Genomic DNA, 24,793 nt, shown 5'->3' on the forward strand with positions numbered 1-24,793 from the left:
GTTTCATCTTTTTGAAAAGTTATTTTAGTTTAATTAAATTCGGGATGGATGATAATTAAAATAAGAATGATTCGCAATAATAGATTGCGGTGTTTTTTGATCTAGCTCTTTATTGTGGCGCTCCTTCGGCAGATTCGAAAAAGACTTGGAAGAATTAATGCAATTACCAGTGCGATCTATAGAATTCTAACTTAACGGTTAAAAACATAAGGATGGCAAGTATGCCTGCGATACATATGAAAGGAAGTGTCTCTATTCTCGTTGTAATGCTGCTGTCAGGTTGCGCTCTGTTAACTCCGGAAGAGCAAGTGCCGACATATTACCAGTGTGGTGCCAGCGAGCTCAGTGTACTGCAAAAAGAAAACGGTGTGCTGTTAAGTTACGGGTCGCAACAGGAAGAGTTACCTCGGGCTGTGAGTGGCTCCGGAGCTCGTTACTCAAATGATAAAGATCCATTAACTCAAGTCTGGAATAAAGGTAACGAAGCCGATATTACCTGGCGGGGTCAGGAAATGCCGCTGTGTGTTGAGCAAGGCACTTTACCCAAACACTTTACGGCAAGAGGTAATGAGCCTTTTTGGCAAGTGGCGGTAAATCCACAGCATATGGCACTGACCACTCCTGAGAGCGAAGCAATTATTGATTTAGTCGCAGCGGAGGTTGTTTCTGAGCAACCTTATGAATGGCGTATTGAGTCGACGACCGATAAACATCTTCTTGTTATTGACAGACTATGTCGCGATTCGATGAGCGGACGTTTATATCCATACCAGGTCGACTTACAAGAATCTGACCGCATGTATTCTGGCTGCGGTGGCGATAGCGAATGGTTACTTCAGGGGGCTACCTGGGAGCTCTCTGAATTTGAAGGCCATGCGATACATTCTAAGCCGGCAACCATTCAGTTTTTGAAAGACAGCCAGCTTGCCGGTTTTAATGGCTGTAATCGTTATTTTGGGAACTACAATATGGGTGGAGAACTAGCTCAAATTCGGGTTACCGGAAGCACAAAAATGGCCTGCAATGGCGAGGCTAACGAACTCTCTCAAGAGTTCAGAAGTGTTCTGGAGCGAGTTTATCAAGTGAATATTGATGATAAAGGGCGTTTGATATTGAGCACTCGCGGCGGCCGTCAAATGACATTTAAGCAACAGAGCGAATAAAGGCAAAAGGGCGCCACCATGCAATTAAAAAAGTACACAGATTACGGTCTGCGAGTTCTTATGTATCTGGCTGCAAAAGAGGATACGAAGCGCGCCACTATTGATGAGTTGAGCGGCATATTCAATGTTCCCCGCAATCACTTAAATAAGGTCGTTCATCAACTAGGCAAAGAAGGCCTAATTGAAACACGTCGAGGCAAAAATGGTGGCTTCCTGCTGGCTATTGAACCGGCTGATATACGGCTGGACAGAGTCATACGCCGACTGGAAGGTGATGAGTACTGGGTCGACTGCCATAAACCCGAGTGCGCTATTTTTCCCGTTTGCGAGCTGAAAAATGTGATTAACCAGGGCAAAGAGACCTTCTATGACTTTCTGTCCAACTATACGCTTGCTTCATTGGTGAGTAACGACGCACAAATTAGAGAGTTTTGGGGGACCCCTATTCCGGTAACTATCGACAAAGACTGACTTTTTGTCTCAATGCTGGTCGCTGCCGTTGCAATTGGTTAGAGTTCGGAGTATCAAAGAAGAACAATAACCAGAATGAAGATTAGGGGGAACTATGCTGAAAAAGATAGCTATCGGATTGACTGTCGCTTTAGCCGGGCATTCCGCTCAAGCCGGTGAATGGCTGCACTGCGGAAACGTTTTTGATAGTGAGAGTGGTCGTCTGGCTGGTGAGCGTTATATTGAAGTTACTGACAACAAAATTACCGCTGTAAAAGTGAACCGACCCGGTGATGATGCTTCGATTACCGACTTGAGTTCTCATACCTGTTTACCCGGTCTTATAGACTTACACGTGCACCTTGACGGTCAGTCCGGGCCGAATTCATACATAAAACAGTTTACTGAAAACCCAGCCGATCTCGCTTTAACTGCTCAGCATTACGGTATGAAAACGCTGAATGCGGGCTTTACCACGGTAAGAAATCCGGGTGACTCTTATAATGTAACTATTGCTCTGCGCGATGCCATCAATGACGGTGTCGTTGATGGTCCCAGAATTTATTCTGCGGGCAAATCGTTGGCAACGACAGGTGGGCATGCCGACCCTACTAATGGTTGGAAGGAAGAACTCATGGGGCGTCCCACACCAAAAGACGGTGTCATTAACAGTGCGGAGGGCGCACGTGAGGCCGTACGCCAGCATTATAAAGATGGAGCTGATTTCATCAAAATTACCGCAACAGGTGGTGTTTTAAGTATGGCCAGTAGTGGCGATAACCCACAGTTTACCGATGATGAATTAAAAGCTCTGGTGGATATTGCTAACGATTATAACTTTCACGTTGCAGCCCATGCTCACGGCAAAGCCGGTATGTTACGTGCTGTAAAAGCGGGGATCACCTCGGTGGAACATGGCACTTACATGGATGACGAAGTGATTGCTGCAATGAAAGAGCATGGTACTTATTTGGTTCCGACAATTATGGCCGGTAAATTTGTTGCTAAGAAAGCTGAAATTGACGGCTATTTCCCCGATGTTGTCAGACCAAAAGCACGTGCCATAGGCCCCCAAATTCAGGACACTTTTGCTAAGGCTTATAAGGCTGGTGTGAACTTTGCTTTTGGCACCGATAGTGGTGTTTCAGCGCACGGCGATAACGCGCTTGAATTCCAGTACATGGTAGAGGCCGGTGTATCGGAAGCAGAAGCAATTCAGTCAGCGACTAAAACAGCAGCGAAAATACTGAAAAATGAAAATATTGGTCATCTGGAGGAAGGTAAACTGGCCGATATTGTTGCTGTAAAAGGAAATCCGCTGGATGACATCACACTATTACAAAATGTGAGTTTCGTGATGAAAGACGGCAAAGTCTATAAGCACCAATAAGTTATCTGGAAGGGTTAGTCGAAACGAACTGACCCTTCCAATTTCAGTGAGCTGTGATCCGCACTGCGTACTTCGTATTTGGTTTTATCACCTTGCTCTGACGCCCATAGCTGTACCCGTGCGGGTAGAATAACCGGACGTTTAAAGGTGACATCAATATAAGTTACAGGTTTCTGCTGACGTTGCTCGAGCTCAGCCTGAGCTCTTGCCATCATATACATGCCATGAATAATTGGTTTTTCAAAGCCAAACCAGCGTGATACCAGCGGATGCAAATGAATAGGGTTAAAGTCGCCGGAGATGCGCGCATAGCGTCTGCCCATACCGCTGCCTAATTGCCAGTGACTGAGATTTTCCCAGCCGGCTTCCGGCTCAAATGCTTTTATCGGAGGCGTCGATTTCTTCGTTGACCCGGTGTTTTGTCCGCTCATAACCTGATAAACGCTCGAGCATGTTGCGACTTTCTCATTATTTTGCCAGAACTCAACCACAAACTGAGGCCGCAGTCGGCGCGGAGAAACATCAGGACCACGTTTGGGTACTTTCACTTTGGAGACCAGTTGAAAAGGCACTTGCGCAGAAATAACCTGGTGGCGTTCAATTTTATTACTGACATGAACCAGACCAGGCGCAGGCCATGGAAAGCTGTCATCAAGCATTTGCGATAAATGAGCTCTTTGCGCAATGCAGTACAGCATGGCCAGAGGGACATCACTGACGAAACCACCGAATGACTGTTGATAACGACTCAGGTGCTTAGCTGTTGGCGCAGGAATAGAATACTCTTTGAGCAAAGTTTCAGACTCTGCTGCTGACTCATCGCTGCGTTGTAACGTCAACAGAGAACGCAGTAACATGCTGGGCATTGGGCTTAGCTTTTGAGGGCTTGTATCAACACGTTCCATAGTGATAGTTAAACTCCATACTGACAATATGGCTATTCTCGCACATGTCTCTTGCTATCAACAGTCCGACCACTAAAAAGCCGCTCCGAAGAGCGGCTTCTTTACGTTCCTTTTACTTTTGTGACTCAAGGTCTTCATTAAGGTCTTCGTCATGTTTTTCAAGATCCCAGGGCAGAACTCCGGGACTGTTATGACGGAAGTGCAGATAGTTTTCAAACTGATTAATCACATCATTAATGATATCGGTCTGCTCGTAACCATAGAGATCATAAGACTGACCACCTTGTCTGAGAAACACCTCAGCCCGATAGTAAACTTCTCTGTTTTTATCGTTGGTTAAAGCGAATTCAGGCAACAGATAGTCTTTTAAACGAATTTCGTAAGCAAATTCTAAATCGCCTTTTCGCTCAACGCTGAGAATAATACGGTTATGTTCTTCGTCAGCTTTGAATTCTGCCGGCCAGTCCTGATCTCTTAACTCGTCCCGGACTTTTTTCATACTTTTTGTTGCCGGTCCGTTGATGAACTCAAGTACCTTCTCTTTCTTTGGAAAGTCGACCAGACCCGCCAGACGTTTTTTCCAGTAGTCGGCTCCCTCATTGACTCCGCGACGATGAGAATGGCGATGACTTTGAAGACTATTGGACTGGTGTCCTTCTATGATAAGTGCGCGCCACATGCCTGCCGCGGATATTAAAATAATAATCGCAAATGGCAAGGCGCTGGTAATAGCGGCAGTTTGCAGAGCGTCTAGACCGCCGGCTACCAGTAGGACAGAGGCAACAATGCCTTCGGTGCTTGCCCAAAAAACACGTTGCCAGATAGGTGTTTCCATCATGCCGCCAGAGGACAACGAATCAATAACCAACGAGCCAGAATCCGATGACGTTACAAAAAAGGTGATGATGAGTAATACTGTCAGGAAGCTCAAGATACTGGTCATAGGCAGGTTTTCGTAGAGCTTAAATAGTGCTATTGCCTGGTTATCCTGAACTTCTGAAATTAAGGTGGTGTAACCCTCGTTCATGATCATATTTAGTGCTGTGTCACCGAATACAGCAAACCAGAAGAAGGTGAATATAGTTGGTACCAGCATAACGCCAAAAACAAATTGGCGAATAGTGCGGCCGCGGCTGATTTTGGCAATAAATAAGCCGACAAAAGGTGCCCAGGCGATAGTCCAGCCAAATATGAATAAAGTCCAGTTACCTATCCAGTCACTGCGCTCATAGGCTTGTAAGTTGAAAGTGCGCTCGACAATGCCACTCAAATACGCGCCAGTATTTTGCAGGAAGGTTTCCAGAATATGGATGGTCGGGCCAACCGCGAAAACGAACAGCAACAGGAATATCACTAAGGTAATATTAATCAGGGACAACCGCTTAATGCCTTTATCCATGCCTGCGACGACCGAAGCGATTGCGGCTAACGTGATGACCCCAATAGAAATAACTTGAACGGTTGTTCCTACCGGAATGTCTTCCCATAAATAATTGAGCCCGGCATTAATTTGAATAACCGAAAGCCCTAACGTGGTGGCAATGCCGAACATGGTGCCGAGAATGGCGAAGGTATCAATAGTATGCCCAATGGGGCCATTAATTTTATCACCGATGAGTGGGTACAAGGTTGAGCGCATGGTGAGCGGTAAGCCGTGGCGAAATGAAAAATAGGCCAGAACCAAACCGACCAGGCCGTAAATTGCCCAAATGTGAAAGCCCCAGTGGAAATAAGCGATTTGCATCGCCTGTTTAGCTGAGCCGACGGTTTCAGCCGCACCAGCCGGGGGCTCGGCATAATGTAGTATGGGCTCAGAGACACCAAAAAAGAGTAAGGCTATGCCATAACCTGCTGAAAAGAGCATCGCAAACCAAGAGGTGAAACTGTATTCGGGTTCGCAATGATCGGGGCCGAGTTTAATTTTCCCCCAGCTCGAAACACCCACGCCAATAATGAACATGAGGAAAAGTGCGACGGCTAACATGTAGAACCAACCGAAATTTTCGGTAATACCAGCAAGAGTCCAGCTAAACAGCTCGCCGGCTTTTTCCGGGGCACTTAAAGTGCCTACAACCAGTAAAGCTATAACGATAACCGCAGGAAGAAAGACAGGCAGTAAAATCGCTGAATGCCACTTTCGCTTCTCGGTCGACATAAAAGCTCCTGTTTTTATTATGATTTATTTATATATAGACTACTTAAAAAGATTTGTAATGGGTCACTTTGCATTTATTTACTGTTTAGTTTCTGGTCTGTGGGTTAATATTGCGGCGTATGTTTATCGATAATGAGTTATGTTGCAATTTATGGATCATGAGAAACAACTGGTTAACCTTGAACATTTAGCAAACTCGGTACCGGGGGCGCTATACCAGCTTGAACGCTCACCGGACGGGCAATTGAAGTTTAATTATGTCAGTCAGGGCGTTGAGGCTATTTTTGGGTGCTCGGCTGAGTCACTGGCAAATGACGTGACATTGCTGAGTGAAATTATTCATCCCGACGACTTACAATCTGTTTTGAGCAGCATGCACAACTCTGCCCGCTATCAATATTTGTGGGTGAAAGAGTATCGGGTGATTAAAAATGGCAGAGTTAGCTGGATATACGGGCACGCAGTAACCAGTCAACAGGCCGACGGCAGTGCACTCTGGAATGGGCAGATGCTGGACATTACTGAGAGAAAAATGCTGGAGCTGAAAGTTGAAGAAAATCAGCGCAATTTAATGCTTGCTGAGCGAGTTGCCGGGCTCGGGCATTGGCAGCTTGATTTAGAAACTGGCCAATCGCAGTGGTCGGATACCATGTACAATTTGCATGGTTTGGACAAGTCCAAAGTTACCCCCTCCTTAGCTCTGACTTTAGAAAGAACTCATCCCGAAGACAGACAAGCCGTAACCGACGCAATTAATGCCGTTAAGCAGTCAGGCGCGAGAGATGTCGAGCATCGCATTATGTTGGGTGACGGTGAAACTCGATGGTTAAGGCAATCGGGGATTTATCGTATTGACGAAGCCGGGCGTGAAATTATTTTTGGTACAACTCAGAATATTACCGACTATAAAGAACTTGAGCTCAAGCTCAGGGAAACCGGTGGCAATGACGAGCACACCGGATTTTATAATCGACGGCTTATGCTGCAGTCTCTGCAACGGCGCTTTAGTTTATACCAGGCTCATTCTGAGCATCAGTATTATGTCATGGTCGTGCGCGTTGCTAATAACGCAGAAACGTTAAAAGCCGTCAGCAAAATTGTCCGTCAGAACATTCAGGATTACGACACTCCGGGTTGCTTAGGAAAAGGAATTATCGTTGTACTCATGTCAACGCTGTCAGCAGAGCAAAATAAGAATTGCCTGCAGGCTACCCGGCAGTTGTTAGAGCAGCACGGCATTGAGCATAAAATAGCGTTGGAATCTGCACAAATAACAGATCTGAGGTTTGACGATGTGTTATTACGTGCGTTGAATTAATTTAACGGCTTACCCGTTGGCGAGTTATCGATACTCCAGTCTTGCGCCTTACCCATGGAATTTATGGGTAATTGCTCTCCAAAGCTAATTCGCTCCGGTATTTCCGCAGCGCAGAGGCTGTCACTTAACCAGGTTTGAACACGTTGTTCAGTTACCGTTTCACTAATATTCTCCTGTAAAACAATAAAGGCCTTCAGTCCATAGCCTTCGTCGGATCTCATCGGGCGTACCGTTGCATCGGCAACTGCCGGGTGTTGACGCAGACACTTAGCAATATGAGCCGGGAACACATTGATTCCTCGTATCGAAACCGCCTTGTCGACTCTTCCGGTGATTTGGAATTCATCCTCTGTATGCCACTGGGTATTATCTGGTATTTCGTAAATAACCTTTGTTTTCTTATCAATTAGCTGCTGATGGTCTTCTGTATTTCTGCGCCAGCGGGATAACAAACGGTAGTTGTTTTCTGGTTTACTCCGGTAAGCCATACCTGCAGTTTCAGAGCTACCATAAATTTCGACAGTGCATGCTGCTCCTATGGCATATAACTGGTGCGAGGTACTGGCAGGGCACGGTCCGGCAGAGCTAATAAAAAGTACTCCGGGCGGTAATGGCGGCATCTCTGACGATAACTGGGTAAGCAACTCAGGAAAACCGACAACGACATCTCCGGCACGTAAGCCACCGTTGCGAACGTGGCTATAAGCTTTAAAACCACGCAAAACCGGCGCATCAACAAGATGTGGCAACAATACGGTAAACAGAAATCCATAAATATGGTGGCTTGGCACTAAAGCGACAATACGAACTGGAGATAACTCATAATCGTTGTCAAAGATACGGACAAACTCTCTCACTTCCTCAACTAATGCACTCCATGAATGCTCGCAGGCTTTGGGTTGGCCGGTGCTGCCGGAAGTGGTAACTGTTAAGTTTTGGGTGTGAACTTGCCGCGATTTCAGAACAACTTCAGCCCATTGAGCCAGACTGTTACGGCGCAGAAGGTAATCTTCCACTCCGCTGTCCCCCATATGAAAGAACTGAACTACCCGGCCAGCTAAGGCCAGTCGTTCCAGCGAATCAACTACAACGTCATCCTCGCCATTGTCTTTGGTTGACTTGTGTTTTGCCACTAACGTGTCGTCTTCATGCCATTGGCGACGCTTCCAGTACTCACTTTCAGCCGGACGCATACGCGCAAGTTCATCGGCGATAAGATCGCCTATGACAGTAACAATAAGGTGCTGCTGAAGTGAGTCTGTCACTTTATAGTCGCTTAACGAATACCCAGTAGGTGTCGCCGGTTAAAGCTTTTTTCATATGAACTTTAACTTTGGTCGGTTGCATTTCGTAGTCAAAAACATATTCAAACATGGTGTTTAAATTGCCGTTTTTAACGCCTTCGTCGAAGCGTCCTTTAAACTCAGGGCTGTTGGTGCATGGTGCCACTTCGTTAAAAAAGTTTTTGCCAACGACAGCACCCGGGTCACGACCGGTAATGTCACCTTCGGCGGCGTTGTATTGAATGATTTTACCGCTGGCGTCTAACTGAATAGCACCAAACGCAATGTCGTTTAATTTGTCGTCTGACATTTTAGCTAAGGTGTTTTCGATATCATCAGAGCCGAATTGAACAATTTCCATTGTGTTACCTCTAAGTACGAAATGTATGGGTTAATAGTGGAGCCCGAGACATTTAGATCATGTTTTCTTAACACTTCTTAAAGTGAAATTAACAACAAGCAGGTCTATACTTGCTCCCAGGTAAATAATTAAGGATAAAAATAATGCCCAGAACGCCTAAATTTCACCGGGAAACAGCGCTTAACAATGCGCTGATGCTTTTCTGGCGCAAGGGATACCACGCAACCTCTATGAAAGACATAGAGGAAGAAATGGATATGAGGCCAGGAAGTATTTACGCCGCATTTGGTAATAAAGAAACCTTATTTAAAGAGACCCTTGAAGAATACTGTACTCTTGCTGAAAAGGAGTTTAAGCAAGCTTTAGCGCAAAAGTCTTCGGTGCTGCAGGGAATCAGTCTGTATCTTCGTAATATTGCGGTAATGACAGCTACCAGTGCGCCTACGCAGGCGTGTATGCTGGTAAAAACTTTGCTGGAATTTACGCCCGAAGACAAAGCGTTTAGCGAGCCAGTACAAAGTTACCTTGATAAATTTGAACAGCTTTTTACAGAAGCGTTTCAGCAGGCGCAGCAGCGTGGAGAAATCGGTAGTTCGCAGTCTCCTGAACGTCTGGGGCTTTTATTACAGACGAATATTATTGGTTTGCGCACCATGGCCAGGCGAGAAATTCCGCGGCAGCAGTTGGAAAGCTTAGCCGACGATATAATTGCGAGAATTATTCCCGCAAGTTAAACAGGCCACGGTAGCTATTAGGGTTAAATTGCCAGGTTATCAGCAAAATAAGAATGCCGACAATAATATGTAACTGCCAGCCGAAACTGTAATTGCCGGAAACGTCTCTGAACCATCCGGTTAACAGCGGCATTAGACTGGCAAACATAAAGCCAATACCCTGCATAAAAGAAACCAGGCGCCCTGCCTGCACAGGGTTATCGATATGGTCCAGCGCCATAACAATACATAGCGGGAAGGCACCACCTAAGCCAAAGCCGCAAAGTGCCGACCATAGCCAGGGAGCTTCGGTCGGAAACCAGCTTAACCCCGCAAAGCCTGCCATTTGAATAAGTACCGCGGCTGTTAGCCACAACCGTCTGTCTTGTGTGCGCGATAGAGCCGGTAGCAGCAAAGCGCCGATAACCTGAACCAGAGAAAACAGCGCCAGTAAATTCCCTGCTTTTTGTGCGGGCCAACCGAATTCACCATAAAATGGCGCTATCCACGCAATAAATCCGGCGTATCCTGCATTCACCAGGGCAAAATAAATACCCAGAAGCCAAGCCCTGGGGTAACGGTGAGCCCGCAATAGCAGATGTCGGGGAGGAATGCTGGCAACCGGTGTGCGGTTAAATGGTAAGTACCAAATAATCAGCACTATCGCCGCTAAAAGAGACCAGCTGCCTAGTGCCTGAAAGCGCTCTGGTAATAAATTTGCCGCCCATGGCGTCGCGACAGCACCTAGCGCCGCGCCGCCCATGAGTGCCGCAGACCAAAGGCCAGTGACCATACCCAGACGATTCAAATACTGTTGTTTGGTCAGTTCCGGAATAACGATATGCAGTAACGCAATGCCAACTCCGCCCACTAAAGCGCTGGTAATCATGCTGGTGCTGGTCGGCTCAAATAGCCGGGCAGTAAGGCCTGCGCACAGAATCAACAAGCCCAGCCCAATACCTTGCCGGTAACCCAAAGCTGTTGTCACCCGTCCGGCAAATAAGGCCATTAAGCCAATCATTAGAATGGGTAGTGTCGTTAACAGCGATACCTGACTGAAAGACAGACCTGTAATGGTTTGTAGCTCATCGGTCAGCGGCCCTACGGATGTCAGCAAAGGACGTAAATTAAGCCCCAGCAATACCAGTACGAGCAAGCCGAACAGCAGGGGGAATTTAGACGGTTTTGCGACAGGCGCCGATTGAGTCTGCAAAGTAATACCACCAGTCCTTAAAAGCCATACTTTACTCAATTTTCATCGCGGTGTGAAACCGTGTTATTATTTCGCGCCAACAGTGATCGTCCGTTTTTTAAAAGAGAACCCGTTATGACCGCGTCTCCGGTGTTAGGGAATTTGTTTATCATTGCGGCCCCGAGTGGCGCAGGGAAGTCGAGCCTCATTCGGGCTTTGTTGGAAAAGCATCCTGATCAGTCTATGCAGGTGTCTGTATCGTCCACCACTCGCGCTCCGCGTCCGGGAGAAGTACAGGGTGTTCATTATCACTTTCTCAGTACTGAAGAATTTGAACAACGTATTGATGCCGGTGAATTTTACGAATGGGCACGTGTATTTGGCAACTATTACGGCACTTCCCGTAAAGTTGTAGAGTCTTTATTGGCTGAAGGCAAAGACGTATTTCTGGATATTGACTGGCAGGGCGCTCAGCAGGTTCGTGAACACCATCCTGAAGTGCGTTCGGTTTTTATTGTTCCGCCCAGCCTGGAAATTCTGGAGGAACGTTTGCGTGTTCGCGGACAGGATTCCGACGAAGTTATTGCTGAGCGCATGGCAAAAGCTCAGGCAGAAATGTCGCATTATCATGAGTTTGACTATCTACTGGTAAATGATGACTTTAACAACAGTCTGGCATCGCTGGAGCATATCGTTTTAGCCCAGCGACAAAAAATGCCGCATCAGCAAATAAGATATTCAAGCGTATTGAAGGAATTACTTGGATAATAGGCCTTAATTCCGTATAATTCTTAGCCTTTCGAAAAATACGACTCACGCTTTATTGGGAGTAAACCATGGCTCGCGTAACTGTAGAAGATGCTGTAGACCGTGTTGGTAACCGTTTTGATTTAATTTTGTTAGCCTCACGCCGCGCGCGTCAGCTGGCCAATGGTAAAGAGCCATTAGTTGAAACAAAAAACGAAAAACCAACTGTTATTGCTTTGCGTGAAATAGAGCAAGGCCTTATCGACAACGAACGTCTTGATATTGAAGATCAGGCGGCTCAAAAGCAGCAAGACGCTGAAGAACTGCGTGCGGTAGATGCACTACGCGGTATCGAATAAAAGTTTCTGTTCGCCAACGGCATCAATGCCGTTGGCAATTCCGTCAAATCCCCTTATTCTGAAAGTATATTCATAGTCCGGTATTACCCGGGGAGTTAACTGGTGTACTTATTTGAAGGCTTAAAGGCTCAGGTTAGTGAGTATCTTCCGTCCGAGCAGGTGGAACGTATTCGTGATGCCTTTGTTGTAGCAAACGAAGCCCACAGTTCGCAAAAACGCAGCAGCGGCGAGCCTTACATTACGCACCCGGTTGCGGTTGCAAGCCTGCTTGCTGACATGAGGTTGGATTGCGAAACCTTAATGGCGGCTCTACTTCATGACGTTATTGAAGATACTGAAACCAGCCGGGAAGATCTGGCCGAGCGTTTTGGGGCAACTGTTGCCAGTTTAGTGGAGGGCGTGTCTAAACTGGATAAGTTGCAGTTTAACTCCAAAGAAGAAGCTCAGGCCGAAAACTATCGCAAGATGATTATGGCGATGGTGCAGGATATTCGGGTTATTCTGATTAAACTGGCTGACCGCACCCATAACATGCGCACCATTCAGCATTTGCGCCCCGACAAACGCCGCCGTATTGCCCGTGAAACCTTAGAAATTTATGCACCTTTAGCGCACCGCCTGGGTATGCACGATATTAAAAATGAGCTGGAGCAACTGGGCTTCTGGGCGCTGTACCCCTGGCGTGGGAAATTGCTTGAGTCAGAAGTAAAACGTGCCCGCGGTAACCGTCGCGAGTTTACCGAGCGAGTGCAAAGCGAAATCAGTTCGCGCCTGGACGGTAACAATATTCAGGCACGGGTGTCTGGCCGTGAAAAGCATCTGCACAGCATTTACCGGAAAATGCAGGCCAAAGAAGTGAAGTTTGAACAGGTCATGGACATATATGCTTTCCGCGTCATTGTGGACAGTGTCGATACTTGTTACCGGGTTCTTGGGGCGCTGCACAATTTGTATAAGCCTATTGAAACGCGGTTTAAAGACTACATTGCTATTCCAAAGTCGAACGGTTATCAGTCGTTGCATACCTCCTTGAAAGGCCCTCACGGGGTGCCGGTAGAAATTCAGATTCGTACCGAAGAGATGGATCTGATGGCCGACCGCGGTGTCGCCGCGCATTGGATGTATAAACAATCGGACGATTCCAGCACCACGGCTCAGGTGCGCGCGCGTAAGTGGATGCAAAGCTTGTTAGAGTTACAACAAAGCGCTGGCAACTCGTTTGAATTCATTGAAAGCGTAAAGTCTGACTTATTCCCGGATGAAATATACGTGTTCAGTCCCGATGGCCGAATTACCGAATTACCTCAGGGCGCTACCGCGGTAGATTTTGCCTACGCTGTGCACACCGACGTTGGTAACACCTGTATTGGTGCGAGAGTTAACCATCGTACTTATTCGTTGAGTAAACCGCTGGAAACCGGGCAAACGGTTGAGATAAAAACAGCACCTAACTCACGCCCGAATATTGCCTGGTTAAACTTTGTGGTAACCGGTAAAGCCCGGGCTAAAATTCGCCAGTACCTGAAAAGTCAGGAAGCTGACGAAGCGCAACAGTTGGGTGAGCGCTTACTTCGCTCAGCACTCGGGCAGGTCAGTTACGACGAAATTCCAGAGTCGGAATTTAAGCGGGTATTGCAGGAAACAAAAATTGATAGCCGCGAGAATTTGCTGAAACAAATTGGGCTGGGCAATATGATGTCGGTGGCCATTGCGAAGCGGCTTTTAGGCGACTTACAGCCGATAAAAGATGACAACGCATCACAGAAAAGCCTCTCAATTAAAGGCGCCGAAGGTCTGCTGGTCAGTTTCGCCAAATGCTGTCGGCCTATTCCGGGCGACGATATCATTGCCCATGTGAGTCCGGGTAAAGGTTTGGTTATTCATCGTCGTGAGTGTAAAAACGTTCGTGGCCATGAAGATGACCCAGGGCGTTATTTCCCGGTTGAGTGGGATAATAAACCTGAAGCCGAGTTTATTTCTGAAATTCGTATCGAAATTGTCAATAATCAGGGCGTGCTGGCTAAGTTAACATCGGCTATTGCAACCACGGGCTGTAATATTGATGGTCTGCAGACCGAAGAAATTGATGCCAACATTTATTTTATTGATGTGGCTTTAACGATAAAAAACCGTAAGCATTTAGCGGATGTGATCCGTCATATTCGTAAGATGCCGGATGTTCAGCGCGTGACGCGCTTAAGGAAGTAATATGTCTAAAGTGATTATTTCAACGGATAAAGCGCCAGCAGCTATCGGCACTTATTCACAGGCGGTAAAAATTGGTACGACAGTATACCTTTCTGGACAAATCCCTCTGGTTCCTGAAAGTATGGAGCTTGTTAGTGAAGACTTCACGGCCCAGGCTGAGCAGGTGTTTAAAAACCTGACGGCTGTTTGTGAGGCATCCGGCGGCGAACTGCAGGACATGATAAAGGTACAGATTTACCTGACCGATCTGGGGCAGTTTGCCATTGTAAATGAAGTCATGGCGAAGCATTTCAGAGAACCGTATCCGGCTCGCGCGGCTATCGGCGTAAAGCAGTTGCCGAAAGGCGCGCAAATCGAAATTGACGGCATTATGGAACTGCCCAGTACCTATTAATTAAGCTGTTTCTGGTGTCGGCTCTCTGTCTTCCAGAGGGCGGCGCCAGATGATAATGGCAATAGCCACGGCTGCCAGAATAAAGCAATACCCCGTATGCAGACTGACCGATAGTGGCGATATTTTAAAGCTGGCTCCCATCAACAGTGCCTGTGCCCCGTAAGGCAAAGCTCCCTGCACAACGCAGGCAAAAATATCCAATAAGCTGGCGCTTTGGCGCGGTGCTAAATTGCCCACTTTGGCCAGACGTTTACTAACTTCGCCGGCCAGTAAGATACTGACGGTGTTGTTGGCGACGCATAGATTTGTCAGAGCGGTCAGGGCCGCCACGCCAATAGCTGATGCCCGCTGCTTGTGTTTACTGACCTTATTCGCTGCGCTTTCGACAAAACCCGCTAAGAAAGCCAATCCCCCTTGCTGACGAATTAACGCCGACAAGCCGCCAATGAGCAGCGACAGCAGGAAGATTTCCTGCATACTGCCAAAACCTTCGTAGATATCCTGACTAAAAGCCACCCATTCGTAGTCGACAGTGAACATGCCAAAAGCGGCTGCTAATACAATGCCAAGCCCGAGTACGGCAAAAACATTAAGCCCCATAACCGCTAAAACAATAATGATGAAATAAGGTAATGATAGCCATAAGTTGGCTTCCGGAATTTCTAAAGGCACCTGGCTGGTGTCGTAAGTGACTAACCAAATTACGGTAAAGATAGCCGCGGGTATGGCAATTTTTAAGTTCGCGCGGAATTTGTCCCGCATGGTGCAGCCCTGTGTACGAGTCGCGGCAATGGTGGTGTCTGAAATAATGGATAAGTTATCGCCAAACATGGCGCCGCTAACAAGTACCCCGGCCAGCAGCGGCAAACTAATATCGGTTGCTTCACCAATGCCCAGAACCACCGGAGCCAGCGCCGCCAGTGTGCCCATAGAGGTGCCCATAGCGGTAGAGATAACCCCGGCAATAATAAACAACCCGGGCAGCAGGAAAGAAGCCGGAATAACATTTAGCCCAAGTGCCACCATCGCGTCGACCCCACCGGTTGCCTCTGCCACCGTCGAAAACGCACCCGCCAGCAAGTAAATGAGACACATGGTAATAATGTTGTTGTCGCCAACGCCGCCAACGAAGGTTTCGATGCGCTCTTCAAATGCCTGCTTACTGAGTAAAATACCAAGGACTATGGCCGGCAGAATCGCAACCGGGCTGGGTAATTGGTAAAACGCGTATTCGACCCCTTCGCTTTGAAAATACAATCCGGTTCCTAAGAACAGGATCAAGAATAAAGCCAGAGGTAACAGCGCTTTAGCGCTAGCCGGTTGTGGCGAAGCATTGGTCATGTGTCAGCCTTCTTGTTTTTATTTGGACGTCCAGAAGTTTATACAGCTAATTATCCTGATGCAACCTTATTCCAATTACGTGTAGACTGTCGGTAAAGTTGTTTTAGATCAGGATAAAGATAATGAGCCCCGATGAACTGCATTTGCAAATACGAAATTTGCGGCTGGAAGATTACGAACAGTTAAAAGAATTAATGGATGCTGTTTACACAGACATAGGTGGCTCCTGGAGCCAGTTCACTATAGAAAAGCTGATAAAGGACTTTTCCGAAGGTCAGTTTTGTCTGGAGGATAATGGCCGCATTGTTGGTGTCGCCTTAACGGTTAAGGTGGCCTACACCAAGTTTTCTAACCCTCACGCCTATGACGACTTAATTGGTCACAGAGAGGCCATTCTTAACAATAAAAAAGGTGACGCGCTCTATGGGCTGGATGTCTTAATTCACCCGGAGTATCGCGGTTATCGTCTGGGGCGTCGCTTGTACGACGCACGTAAAGAGCTGTGCCGGCAGGCCAACCTGCGCGCCATTCTGGCTGGTGGTCGTATTGTCAATTACCACAAATATGCAAATGAACTGACGCCAAGCCAGTATCTGGACAAAGTGCAGCGGCGCGAAATTTATGACCCGATTCTGACCTTTCAGCTGGCGAATGACTTTAGCGTAAAACGGCTGTTAGGTAAGTATCTTCCGGAAGATAAAAAGTCACGCGGCTTTGCCACTTTACTGGAGTGGAATAATTTTCTGTATGAGCCCTCAGACAATATTCTGACAACCCGTATTCAAAATGTGCGGGTGGGTGCCGTGCAGTGGCAAATGCGCTCGGTGGAGTCGGTAGAAGAGTTGCTGAAGCAGGTGGAATACTTTGTTGATGCTCTGTCGGGTTATCAAAGCGACTTTGCCGTCTTTCCGGAGTTTTTCAATGCGCCGTTAATGGGGCTAACTGACCAGAGTCAGCAAATGGACGCAATTCGTTTTCTGGCTGGGTACACCGATCTGTTTAAGCGTGAAATGTCGCAAATGGCAGTCAGCTATAACGTCAATATTATTACCGGGTCGATGCCGGTGCAGGACGGAGATAGTATTTATAACGTCTCGTATTTGTGTCGTCGCGATGGCTCGGTAGAAGAGCAGTACAAATTGCATATTACCCCGCACGAAAAGCGCGACTGGGTCATTGAAGGCGGCAACGAAGTTAAAGTGTTCGATACCGACGCCGGACGCATTGGCATTTTAATTTGCTATGACGTGGAGTTCCCAGAACTGGGTCGCATAATGGCGGACGAAGGATTAGAAATTCTGTTTGTACCGTTCTGGACAGATACCCGTAACGCCTACCTGCGTGTACGACATTGCGCTCAGGCCCGTGCGGTAGAGAACGAGTGTTATGTGGTGATTTGCGGTAGCGTGGGCAACTTGCCTGAAGTGGAAAGTCTGGATGTGCAATATGCGCAGTCGGCAGTATTCTCTCCTTCGGATTTCGCCTTCCCGCATGACGCCATCATGTCGGAGACCACGCCGAACACGGAAATGCTAATGTTCTCAGACTTAAATCTGGATGAGCTGCGTTATTTGCACCATGAAGGCTCAGTGACCAATAAAAAGGATCGTCGTACGGATATCTATGAAGTATCTCGTAAACGGATGAGCTAGGGCATTTAGAATAGGGCTAAACGGCACCACTGGCTGGCATCGATATAAAGCTGGCCAATATCGGTGCCGTTCAATTTTTGTTTTAGCGGGTGCTTATCCAGAGCTTCCCACTCGCCGCGCTCATAAAGCTCGGTCATTTGCAGCAGATATCCCCATACACCCTCGCGGCTTTTCAATGCTTTTGTAATTTCTGAAGACAACGGAAGCTGTCTAAGCACCTCCTGCATAGATACGCCCAAAATGATATCCAGTAATGACAGCATGCCTGTTAAAAAAGCACTGGAACGGTGCTTTTCGTTAAGAATTTCAACCGTAACCAATTCCATAAAGCGCGCTCGGGTGACCGATTTAATGGTCAACTCTTCAGGCTGCCCTGCTGACACATTAGCTAAAACAATCAGAGTGATAAAACGGCGAATTTCGGTAGTCCCCAAATAGACCAGGGCATGCTGGATGTTTTCAATCTTCCTGCGGCCGCCGTATAAAGCGCTGTTGACCAGTTTAAGCAAGCTGTAAGTGAGTGATAAGTCCTGCTCAATGGCTTGTCGTATGGTATCTAAGTCGAGTTCTTTTTTATGCGCTTCAGACAACAGTGTCAGCATACTAATGCGATTAGGCGCGAGAGATTTTTGCTGGACAATTTGCGGTTTTTCGAAGAAAAAACCCTGAAAATAATCAAAGCCTAGCTCTAAACAACGTTCGAACTCACTTCTGGTCTCAACCCGTTCCGCGAGCAGTGGAACGCCCTTTTCTTTAAAGAAGCGAATTTTTTCATCAAGCTCTAAACCTTGCTCCTGGATATCAACTTTCACCATATTGACCATAGGAATGAGAGGTTCCCATTGCCCGGCAAAATCATGATCATCCAATGCAATTCGGTAACCTTTTGCGCGAGTGGCGCTACATGCTTCTAACAAGGGTGCATCAACCCCCACGGTTTCCAGTAGCTCTACCCACACGGTGCGGGCGTTGAGAAAGGAAGGGAAGTCATTTAGCAAAGTACGGGCATGAAAATTGATAAACGCCTGCTTTCCCATACAAAGCGTCTGAATGTCGCCCAGTAAATGTTGCTGCAAAAGCAGTTTGGAGGTGGCCTCGTTAGGGTCAATATTCGGAAAACTGTTTTCAGTGCTGTTGCGGAACAGCAGTTCGTAACCAAAAACTTTTTGGTCTCTGGTTAAAATAGGTTGCCGCGCAATGTAGGAGTACGACATTGTTATTCTTATTATCCTGAGTAAAGCATAGGGTTAGTTCTGACCGAATCTCTCGGGTATACTGCTTATATCTAGTCCTATTTTCTTAAAAAAGCAATGAGTCCTGAACGATATCAACGAATTAACCAAATGTTGGACAAACGCCAGCCAGACCTGACTGTTGTCATGGAGAACGTGCATAAAAACCATAATTTGTCTGCGGTGGTTCGCTCAGCAGATGCGATAGGCGTGCATGAAATGCACGCCATATGGCTGACCAAAAAGGCGCGTTTGTCGGGTGGTACTGCGCTTGGCAGTCAAAACTGGGTGAAAATTCATAATCATAAAACCGTTAGTGAAGCTCTTGAGGCAACTCAAGGTCGGGGCATGCAAGTTGTAGTGACTCACCTTTCGGAACATTCGGTGGATTTTCGTGAAGTGGATTACACCAAACCAACCGCAATTCTGCTGGGGCAGGAAAAGTATGGCGTTACCGATGAAGCTTTGGATATTGCTGATTATCACGTAATGATTCCTATGGTAGGCATGGTACAGTCACTGAATGTCTCTGTTGCTGGCGCGGTGATGCTGTATGAAGCGCAGCGACAACGAGAGCAGGCTGGCTTATACGATAAAACACATATCAGCGCCGAAGAGCGGCACAGGGTGTTATTTGAAGGTGGTCATCCAGTTTATGCAAAGGCGTGTAAACGTAAGAATATGCCTTACCCGGAGCTGGATGAAAATGGACAAATTGTCGCTGATGAAGCCTGGTGGCTGGCGATGCGCGCAAGATAAGGAGCAAAGGTGGCGGTAAAAGGACTGCAGCACATTCCACTGACGGTACTTAAAGGTGTGGGCGAAAAGGTTGCGGTTAAGCTGCGCAAGCTGGGCTTAGCCTCTGTCAGCGATGCACTGTTGCACCTGCCGCTGAGATACGAAGATCGTACCCAAGTGACCGACGTTGCAAATTTGCGTGCCGGTGTGGCAACCAATGTTTTGGTCACGGTGCGGCATGCCGATATTAAGTACGGCCGTAAGCGCATGCTGATTTGTCAGGCCAGTGACGAAACCGGCAGTATCAGTCTGCGGTTTTTTCAATTTAGCGCGGCTCAGCTAAAGCAATTCGCACAAGGCACGCAGTTACTAGCCTTTGGCGAAGTGCGTCGGGGCATGACCGGCTGGGAGATGGTTCACCCCGAGTACCGAATGGTCAAAGCTGGCGAGCCATTGAATATGCAGGAAACTCTGACGCCGGTTTACCCCATGACAGAAGGCGTGACTCAGGGAATTTTGCGCAAGATCATCGAGCAGGCACTGACGTATCTTCAGCCCGGCTCTTTACCTGAACTGCTGCCTGAAAATTTAAGACCCCATCAACTTTCTTTAGAGCAGGCTATTTTGACTCTGCACCGGCCGCCGGTGGATGTTCCCCTGGCACTGCTGGAGCAAGGCGAGCATCCCGCGCAGCAGCGCCTGGCATCGGAAGAACTTATTGCTCACCAGTTAAGTTTGCTGCAGTTACGCCAGGCTCGACAGGCTCAGGCGGGCTTTACCATAAAAGGCAATGGTGCGTTACAAGAGGCATTTTTAAAGCAGTTGCCGTTTTCACCCACTGGCGCGCAGACAAGAGTGGTGAAAGAAATTACCAGCGATATGGCGCAAGGTCAGCCAATGATGCGACTGGTGCAAGGTGATGTCGGCTCAGGCAAAACTCTGGTTGCTGCGCTCAGCGCTCTGGCAGCCATTGAAGCTGGATATCAGGTGGCTTTAATGGCGCCGACCGAGCTTTTGTCTGAACAGCACGCCATTACTTTCAGTCAGTGGTTGATGCCTTTAGGAATCAACGTGGGCTGGTTAAGTGGCAAATCTAAAGGCAAGTCCCGTCGGGAGTTACTGGCACAGTTAAAGCAGGGTGAAATTCATTTACTGGTTGGTACCCACGCGTTGTTTCAGGCGGATGTTGAGTATCGGCGCCTGGCACTGGTGATTATTGACGAACAGCACCGTTTTGGTGTGCACCAGCGGTTACAATTACGCGAAAAAGGCGTTCAGGCCGGCGTGCATCCTCACCAGTTAATTATGACTGCAACACCCATCCCGCGAACTTTGGCTATGACAGCGTATGCGGATTTAGCCACATCAGTTATTGATGAATTACCGCCCGGACGCACACCGGTAACCACGGTTGCCATTCCGGATACCCGGAGGGAACAAATTGTGGAGCGTGTGCGGGAGGTCTGTGCCACTGAAGGCCGTCAGGCGTATTGGGTCTGTACCCTTATTGAAGAGTCCGATGTACTTGAATGTCAGGCCGCAGAAGACACCGCCAATGACTTGCAGGAGCAATTGCCGGGCTTGAGTATTGGCCTGGTGCATGGCCGGCTTAAACATGAGCAGAAAGAACAGGTAATGCAGGCGTTTAAAGCGGGTGATATTGACTTATTGGTCGCAACGACGGTCATAGAGGTTGGGGTGGATGTTCCCAACGCGTCGCTCATGATTATTGAAAACCCGGAACGGCTGGGCTTAGCTCAGTTACACCAGTTGCGCGGCCGCGTTGGCCGGGGCTCTGTAGCCAGTCATTGCGTGCTGCTGTATCACAGTCCGTTATCGCAAACTGCACAGCAGAGGCTGGGCGTTTTACGCGAAAGTAACGACGGTTTTGTGATTGCACAGCGCGATCTGGAAATTCGTGGGCCGGGTGAATTGCTAGGCCACCGGCAGACAGGGTTAGCTGAATTAAAAGTGGCTGACTTAGAGCGCGATGAAGCGTTAATACCAGAAGCCCAAAATATTGCTCAGCACGTATTAGAGCATTATCCGCAAAGCGCGGAAGCGCTAATTGAGCGTTGGTTACCGCGTCGTGACCACTATGCTCAGGTGTGATCATCAAGTACACTAGTACAAAATCAGTTCGGGATAGTTGAATGAACGATAAAAACGAAGAATCCATTGATTTTGGGTATCAAAAAGTCGCCCGTAATCAGAAAAAAAACCTGGTCGCTGATGTCTTTCAATCGGTAGCGGCAAAATATGATGTTATGAACGACTTAATGTCGTTTGGTATTCATCGTTTATGGAAGCGTTATACCATTGACTGCAGTGGTGTTCGCCGTGGTATGAAAGTATTGGATATTGCCGGCGGAACTGGCGACTTAACGGCTCAGTTCTCACGTCGTGTTGGTGCTGAGGGCGAAGTTATGCTGGCCGATATTAACGACGCTATGCTGAAAGTGGGTCGTGACAAGCTGCGTGACAGAGGCATTATTGGCAATGTTCGTTACGTGCAGGCTGACGCGGAAGAACTTCCGTTTGATGACAATACCTTTGATGTTATTACCATTGCTTTTGGTTTGCGCAATGTCACCGACAAAGACAAAGCTCTTCGCTCTATGTTGCGGGTACTGAAACCTGGCGGTCGGGTACTAATTCTTGAATTTTCTAAGCCGGTATCGGCTACATTGAATCAGGTGTACGACTTTTATTCGTTCAACATTTTGCCAAAAATGGGGCAGGTTGTTGCTAACGACTCTGACAGCTATCAGTATTTGGCGGAATCTATCCGTATGCACCCGGACCAGGAAACACTGAAGTCAATGATGGAAGCAGCTGGTTACGAAAAAGTCGACTACCAGAACATGACTGGTGGCGTGGTTGCACTGCACCGAGGGTATAAGTTCTGATGACGTTATTACCGCTTATTCCAATCTTGTTGGTCGAGAAGTTAGCAAACAATGTGCTGCACCGTGACCCGGAATCGGCGGAACGTTTGCAGCGGCTGGACGGTAAGCGCCTGCGTTTTCATCTGAAGGAACTGCCCTTTGAAGTCACTGTGAGTGTTGATGCCCATGGTGTTCAGCTTAGTACCTCGGATGACAGCGAAGTAGACTGCCGTATTGCAACAGAAATGGGTGTATTGCCGGAGTTGCAGGATACCGCTAACCTCACGCGGCTGATAAAAGCGGACTTACTGGATATTGATGGTGACCCCATGCTGGCGCAACAAGTGGTTAGCTTGTTTAAGTCGCTGAACGTTGACTGGGAAGCTGAGCTCGCGAAAACCGTTGGTGACGCGCCTGCCTACTGGCTGGGAAAGCTGTGGCGACGTAGCCGTGAGCAGGTAAAAACACATTGGCAACAGCAGCAGCGCTGGGTGCATGGTGTGTTGACCGAAGAGAAGAAATTATTACCGGTAAGAGCTGAATTTGACCAGTTTAAAACCGATTTACAACAGCTGCGGGCTCAAATCGAGCGCCTTGAACGCCAGTGTCGTGAGAAGAAGGGTTAATGATGCGGACGCGCCGCTTTTACAAAATCACCAAAACACTACTGAGTTACGGGTTAGATGATCTTATCCCTGCGGGTTGGTTGCCCTGGACTATCCGTTTAGGCCGCCATGCTTTTTTCTGGTTGCCTAATAAGCATAAAGACAAGCCTGCCGGTGTGCGTTTAAGACTGGCACTGGAAGAGCTGGGCCCGGTGTGGGTCAAGTTCGGGCAAATGCTCTCAACCCGCCGCGACTTATTACCGCCTGATATTGCAATTGAACTGGCACGCCTGCAGGACAAAGTTCCTCCTTTCGATGGTCATGCCGCACAGCGTATTATCGAAAAGTCCTTAGGCTTGCAGAGCATCCATGACTGTTTTGCAGATTTTGACACAACGCCTTTAGCGTCAGCGTCAATTGCTCAGGTGCACACCGGGAAACTGAAGACCAGAGACGGTGAGCTAACGGATATTGTCATAAAAGTTATTCGCCCGGATATTCGCGAGACCATTAATGCGGATTTAGAATTGATGGAAACCCTGGCTTCGGTAGCTGCACACCATTTGCCCGACGGGCGGCGTTTAAAACCTAAAGAAGTGGTTAAAGAGTATCGCAAAACCTTGCTGGATGAGCTGGACTTAATGCGCGAAGCCGGTAACGCGATACAGCTGAAGCGCAACTTTGAAAACTCCGACATGTTATACATTCCGGTGGTTTACAGCGACTACAGTCGCCACAACGTGATGGTAATGGAACGCATTGATGGCATTCCGGTGAGTGATATTGCCACCCTGAAAGCCCGCGGCGTAGATATGAAAAAACTGGCTGAGCGGGGCGTTGAAGTCTTTTTCACTCAGGTATTCCGCGACAGTTTTTTCCATGCCGATATGCACCCTGGCAACATTTTTGTGGCGAAAGATGACCCATTGAATCCGCGCTACATTGGTATTGATTTTGGTATTGTCGGAACTCTGAACCGCGACGACAAACGTTATTTAGCTGAAAACTTTTTGGCATTTTTTAACCGCGATTACCGCAAAGTTGCGGAGCTGCATGTTGATTCAGGCTGGGTACCCAAACACACCAATATTGAAGAGTTTGAGTCTGCCATAAGAACGGTTTGTGAACCTATTTTTGAGAAGCCGTTGGCGGAAATTTCATTCGGGCATGTGCTGATTAACTTATTTAATACGGCGCGACGCTTTGAGATGGAAGTTCAGCCGCAGCTGGTATTACTGCAGAAAACCCTGTTGTACATTGAAGGTTTGGGGCGTCAGTTGTACCCGGAGCTGGATTTATGGAAAACGGCAAAACCCTTCCTTGAACGCTGGATGAAGGAACAGCTGGGCTGGCGGGCGATTGTGCGGTCGGTAAAAGAGAACGCGCCGTACTGGGCGGAAAAACTGCCGGAAATGCCAATGATGTTGTATGAAAACCTTCGTCAACAACATAATATTGATGAGCGCGAGCGAGAGTTACGTAAGCAGCAGTTATTAACACAAAGACAAGCATCGACGTCGCTGTTCTGGACTGTGTTAACCGGCAGCGGCTTAATTTGTACGACTCTGCTCTGGAACCAGACTGAGCTTTCAGAAGTGACGATTGGAGCGGGTATTGTCACTGTACTGCTGGGCCTTATGGCCTGGCGCACTCGCCCGAAAACAAAGAATAGTGAATTTGTTTAACTTAAACGGTAGGA

The 24,793-nt window shown here is 47.7% G+C and carries 22 protein-coding genes; 15 read left to right on the forward strand and 7 right to left on the reverse strand.

The features are described 5' to 3' along the window. The first annotated feature begins 221 nt into the window (after window positions 1-221). The 3 genes from DET62_RS06915 to DET62_RS06925 all read left to right on the forward strand — a co-directional run bounded on the left by DET62_RS06915 (window position 222) and on the right by DET62_RS06925 (window position 3,003). A complete protein-coding gene (locus DET62_RS06915; RefSeq protein ID WP_110013449.1) occupies window positions 222-1,163 on the forward strand; it encodes an META domain-containing protein in 942 nt (313 codons plus the stop codon). Window positions 1,164-1,181: 18 nt separating this feature from the next. Continuing rightward, window positions 1,182-1,634: an Rrf2 family transcriptional regulator gene (locus DET62_RS06920; protein WP_110013448.1), complete on the forward strand. Its 453-nt coding sequence runs from the start codon at window positions 1,182-1,184 to the stop codon at window positions 1,632-1,634. 94 nt (window positions 1,635-1,728) lie between these two features. Continuing rightward, the gene (locus DET62_RS06925) at window positions 1,729-3,003 is read left to right on the forward strand and encodes an amidohydrolase family protein (protein WP_110013447.1); all 1,275 of its coding nucleotides are present in this window, start codon (window positions 1,729-1,731) and stop codon (window positions 3,001-3,003) included. Window positions 3,004-3,017: 14 nt separating this feature from the next. Here the strand turns inward: DET62_RS06925 and DET62_RS06930 are convergent, their stop codons facing one another. Both DET62_RS06930 and DET62_RS06935 read right to left on the reverse strand, forming a co-directional pair. After that, window positions 3,018-3,908 (reverse strand): MaoC/PaaZ C-terminal domain-containing protein, encoded by an 891-nt coding sequence (locus DET62_RS06930; RefSeq protein WP_110013446.1) that lies wholly within the window; start codon window positions 3,906-3,908, stop codon window positions 3,018-3,020. 112 nt (window positions 3,909-4,020) lie between these two features. Further along, window positions 4,021-6,063 carry a BCCT family transporter gene (locus DET62_RS06935; protein ID WP_110013445.1) on the reverse strand — a complete coding sequence of 681 codons (2,043 nt, stop codon included), beginning with the start codon at window positions 6,061-6,063 and terminating at the stop codon, window positions 4,021-4,023. A gap of 151 nt (window positions 6,064-6,214) precedes the next feature. Here DET62_RS06935 and DET62_RS06940 point away from each other — a divergent pair, with 151 nt between their 5' ends. Further along, window positions 6,215-7,381, forward strand: a complete 1,167-nt coding sequence (locus DET62_RS06940) for a PAS domain-containing protein (protein ID WP_243734899.1) — start codon at window positions 6,215-6,217, stop codon at window positions 7,379-7,381. Here DET62_RS06940 and DET62_RS06945 read toward each other — a convergent pair. Together DET62_RS06945 and pyp are read right to left on the reverse strand one after the other, a co-directional pair. After that, window positions 7,378-8,646 carry an AMP-binding protein gene (locus DET62_RS06945; RefSeq protein WP_110013443.1) on the reverse strand — a complete coding sequence of 423 codons (1,269 nt, stop codon included), beginning with the start codon at window positions 8,644-8,646 and terminating at the stop codon, window positions 7,378-7,380. The two genes, DET62_RS06940 and DET62_RS06945, sit on opposite strands and share 4 nt — an antisense overlap. Before the next feature lies 1 nt (window position 8,647). Further along, on the reverse strand, window positions 8,648-9,025 hold the full coding sequence (gene pyp, locus DET62_RS06950; RefSeq protein ID WP_034822699.1) for a photoactive yellow protein: 378 nt from the start codon (window positions 9,023-9,025) through the stop codon (window positions 8,648-8,650). Window positions 9,026-9,168: 143 nt separating this feature from the next. Here pyp and DET62_RS06955 point away from each other — a divergent pair, with 143 nt between their 5' ends. Further along, window positions 9,169-9,759, forward strand: coding sequence for a TetR/AcrR family transcriptional regulator (locus tag DET62_RS06955; RefSeq protein WP_110013442.1), 591 nt, complete (start codon window positions 9,169-9,171; stop codon window positions 9,757-9,759). Here the strand turns inward: DET62_RS06955 and DET62_RS06960 are convergent. Further along, window positions 9,743-10,990, reverse strand: a complete 1,248-nt coding sequence (locus DET62_RS06960) for a CynX/NimT family MFS transporter (RefSeq protein WP_243833596.1) — start codon at window positions 10,988-10,990, stop codon at window positions 9,743-9,745. The two genes, DET62_RS06955 and DET62_RS06960, sit on opposite strands and share 17 nt — an antisense overlap. A gap of 75 nt (window positions 10,991-11,065) precedes the next feature. On the opposite strand from DET62_RS06960, the gene gmk reads away from it, so the two are divergent. From gmk to DET62_RS06980, 4 genes are all read left to right on the forward strand, one after another. After that, window positions 11,066-11,698 (forward strand): guanylate kinase, encoded by a 633-nt coding sequence (gmk, locus tag DET62_RS06965; protein ID WP_011235608.1) that lies wholly within the window; start codon window positions 11,066-11,068, stop codon window positions 11,696-11,698. Window positions 11,699-11,766: 68 nt separating this feature from the next. Further along, window positions 11,767-12,036 carry a DNA-directed RNA polymerase subunit omega gene (gene rpoZ, locus DET62_RS06970; RefSeq protein WP_011235607.1) on the forward strand — a complete coding sequence of 90 codons (270 nt, stop codon included), beginning with the start codon at window positions 11,767-11,769 and terminating at the stop codon, window positions 12,034-12,036. 102 nt (window positions 12,037-12,138) lie between these two features. Next, window positions 12,139-14,244, forward strand: coding sequence for a bifunctional GTP diphosphokinase/guanosine-3',5'-bis pyrophosphate 3'-pyrophosphohydrolase (spoT, locus tag DET62_RS06975; protein WP_034822695.1), 2,106 nt, complete (start codon window positions 12,139-12,141; stop codon window positions 14,242-14,244). A gap of 1 nt (window position 14,245) precedes the next feature. Then, window positions 14,246-14,638 (forward strand): RidA family protein, encoded by a 393-nt coding sequence (locus DET62_RS06980; RefSeq protein ID WP_011235605.1) that lies wholly within the window; start codon window positions 14,246-14,248, stop codon window positions 14,636-14,638. Here DET62_RS06980 and DET62_RS06985 read toward each other — a convergent pair whose 3' ends face one another. Continuing rightward, a complete protein-coding gene (locus tag DET62_RS06985) occupies window positions 14,639-15,979 on the reverse strand; it encodes a Na+/H+ antiporter NhaC family protein (RefSeq protein WP_034822693.1) in 1,341 nt (446 codons plus the stop codon). A gap of 122 nt (window positions 15,980-16,101) precedes the next feature. Here DET62_RS06985 and DET62_RS06990 point away from each other — a divergent pair, with 122 nt between their 5' ends. Continuing rightward, window positions 16,102-17,631 carry a bifunctional GNAT family N-acetyltransferase/carbon-nitrogen hydrolase family protein gene (locus DET62_RS06990; RefSeq protein ID WP_011235603.1) on the forward strand — a complete coding sequence of 510 codons (1,530 nt, stop codon included), beginning with the start codon at window positions 16,102-16,104 and terminating at the stop codon, window positions 17,629-17,631. Between the two features lie 5 nt (window positions 17,632-17,636). On the opposite strand, the gene DET62_RS06995 is transcribed toward DET62_RS06990, so the two are convergent. Next, entirely contained in the window at window positions 17,637-18,845 is a 1,209-nt protein-coding gene (locus DET62_RS06995; protein ID WP_110013440.1) for an HDOD domain-containing protein, read from the reverse strand. Between the two features lie 96 nt (window positions 18,846-18,941). Here DET62_RS06995 and trmH point away from each other — a divergent pair, with 96 nt between their 5' ends. The 5 genes from trmH to ubiB are packed head-to-tail and all read left to right on the forward strand — an operon-like array spanning window position 18,942 to window position 24,779. Continuing rightward, the gene (gene trmH / locus DET62_RS07000; protein ID WP_110013439.1) at window positions 18,942-19,622 is read left to right on the forward strand and encodes a tRNA (guanosine(18)-2'-O)-methyltransferase TrmH; all 681 of its coding nucleotides are present in this window, start codon (window positions 18,942-18,944) and stop codon (window positions 19,620-19,622) included. A gap of 9 nt (window positions 19,623-19,631) precedes the next feature. After that, the gene (gene recG, locus DET62_RS07005; protein ID WP_110013438.1) at window positions 19,632-21,713 is read left to right on the forward strand and encodes an ATP-dependent DNA helicase RecG; all 2,082 of its coding nucleotides are present in this window, start codon (window positions 19,632-19,634) and stop codon (window positions 21,711-21,713) included. Between the two features lie 41 nt (window positions 21,714-21,754). Next, the gene (gene ubiE / locus DET62_RS07010) at window positions 21,755-22,510 is read left to right on the forward strand and encodes a bifunctional demethylmenaquinone methyltransferase/2-methoxy-6-polyprenyl-1,4-benzoquinol methylase UbiE (protein WP_110013437.1); all 756 of its coding nucleotides are present in this window, start codon (window positions 21,755-21,757) and stop codon (window positions 22,508-22,510) included. Further along, entirely contained in the window at window positions 22,510-23,115 is a 606-nt protein-coding gene (locus tag DET62_RS07015) for an SCP2 sterol-binding domain-containing protein (protein WP_110013436.1), read from the forward strand. Before ubiE ends, DET62_RS07015 begins: the two co-directional genes overlap by 1 nt. A 2-nt stretch (window positions 23,116-23,117) precedes the next feature. Further along, window positions 23,118-24,779, forward strand: a complete 1,662-nt coding sequence (ubiB, locus tag DET62_RS07020) for a ubiquinone biosynthesis regulatory protein kinase UbiB (RefSeq protein ID WP_181396968.1) — start codon at window positions 23,118-23,120, stop codon at window positions 24,777-24,779. Window positions 24,780-24,793 lie beyond the last annotated feature (14 nt).

Source organism: Idiomarina sp. H2 (assembly GCF_004364275.1).
Lineage (GTDB): Bacteria > Pseudomonadota > Gammaproteobacteria > Enterobacterales > Alteromonadaceae > Idiomarina > Idiomarina loihiensis.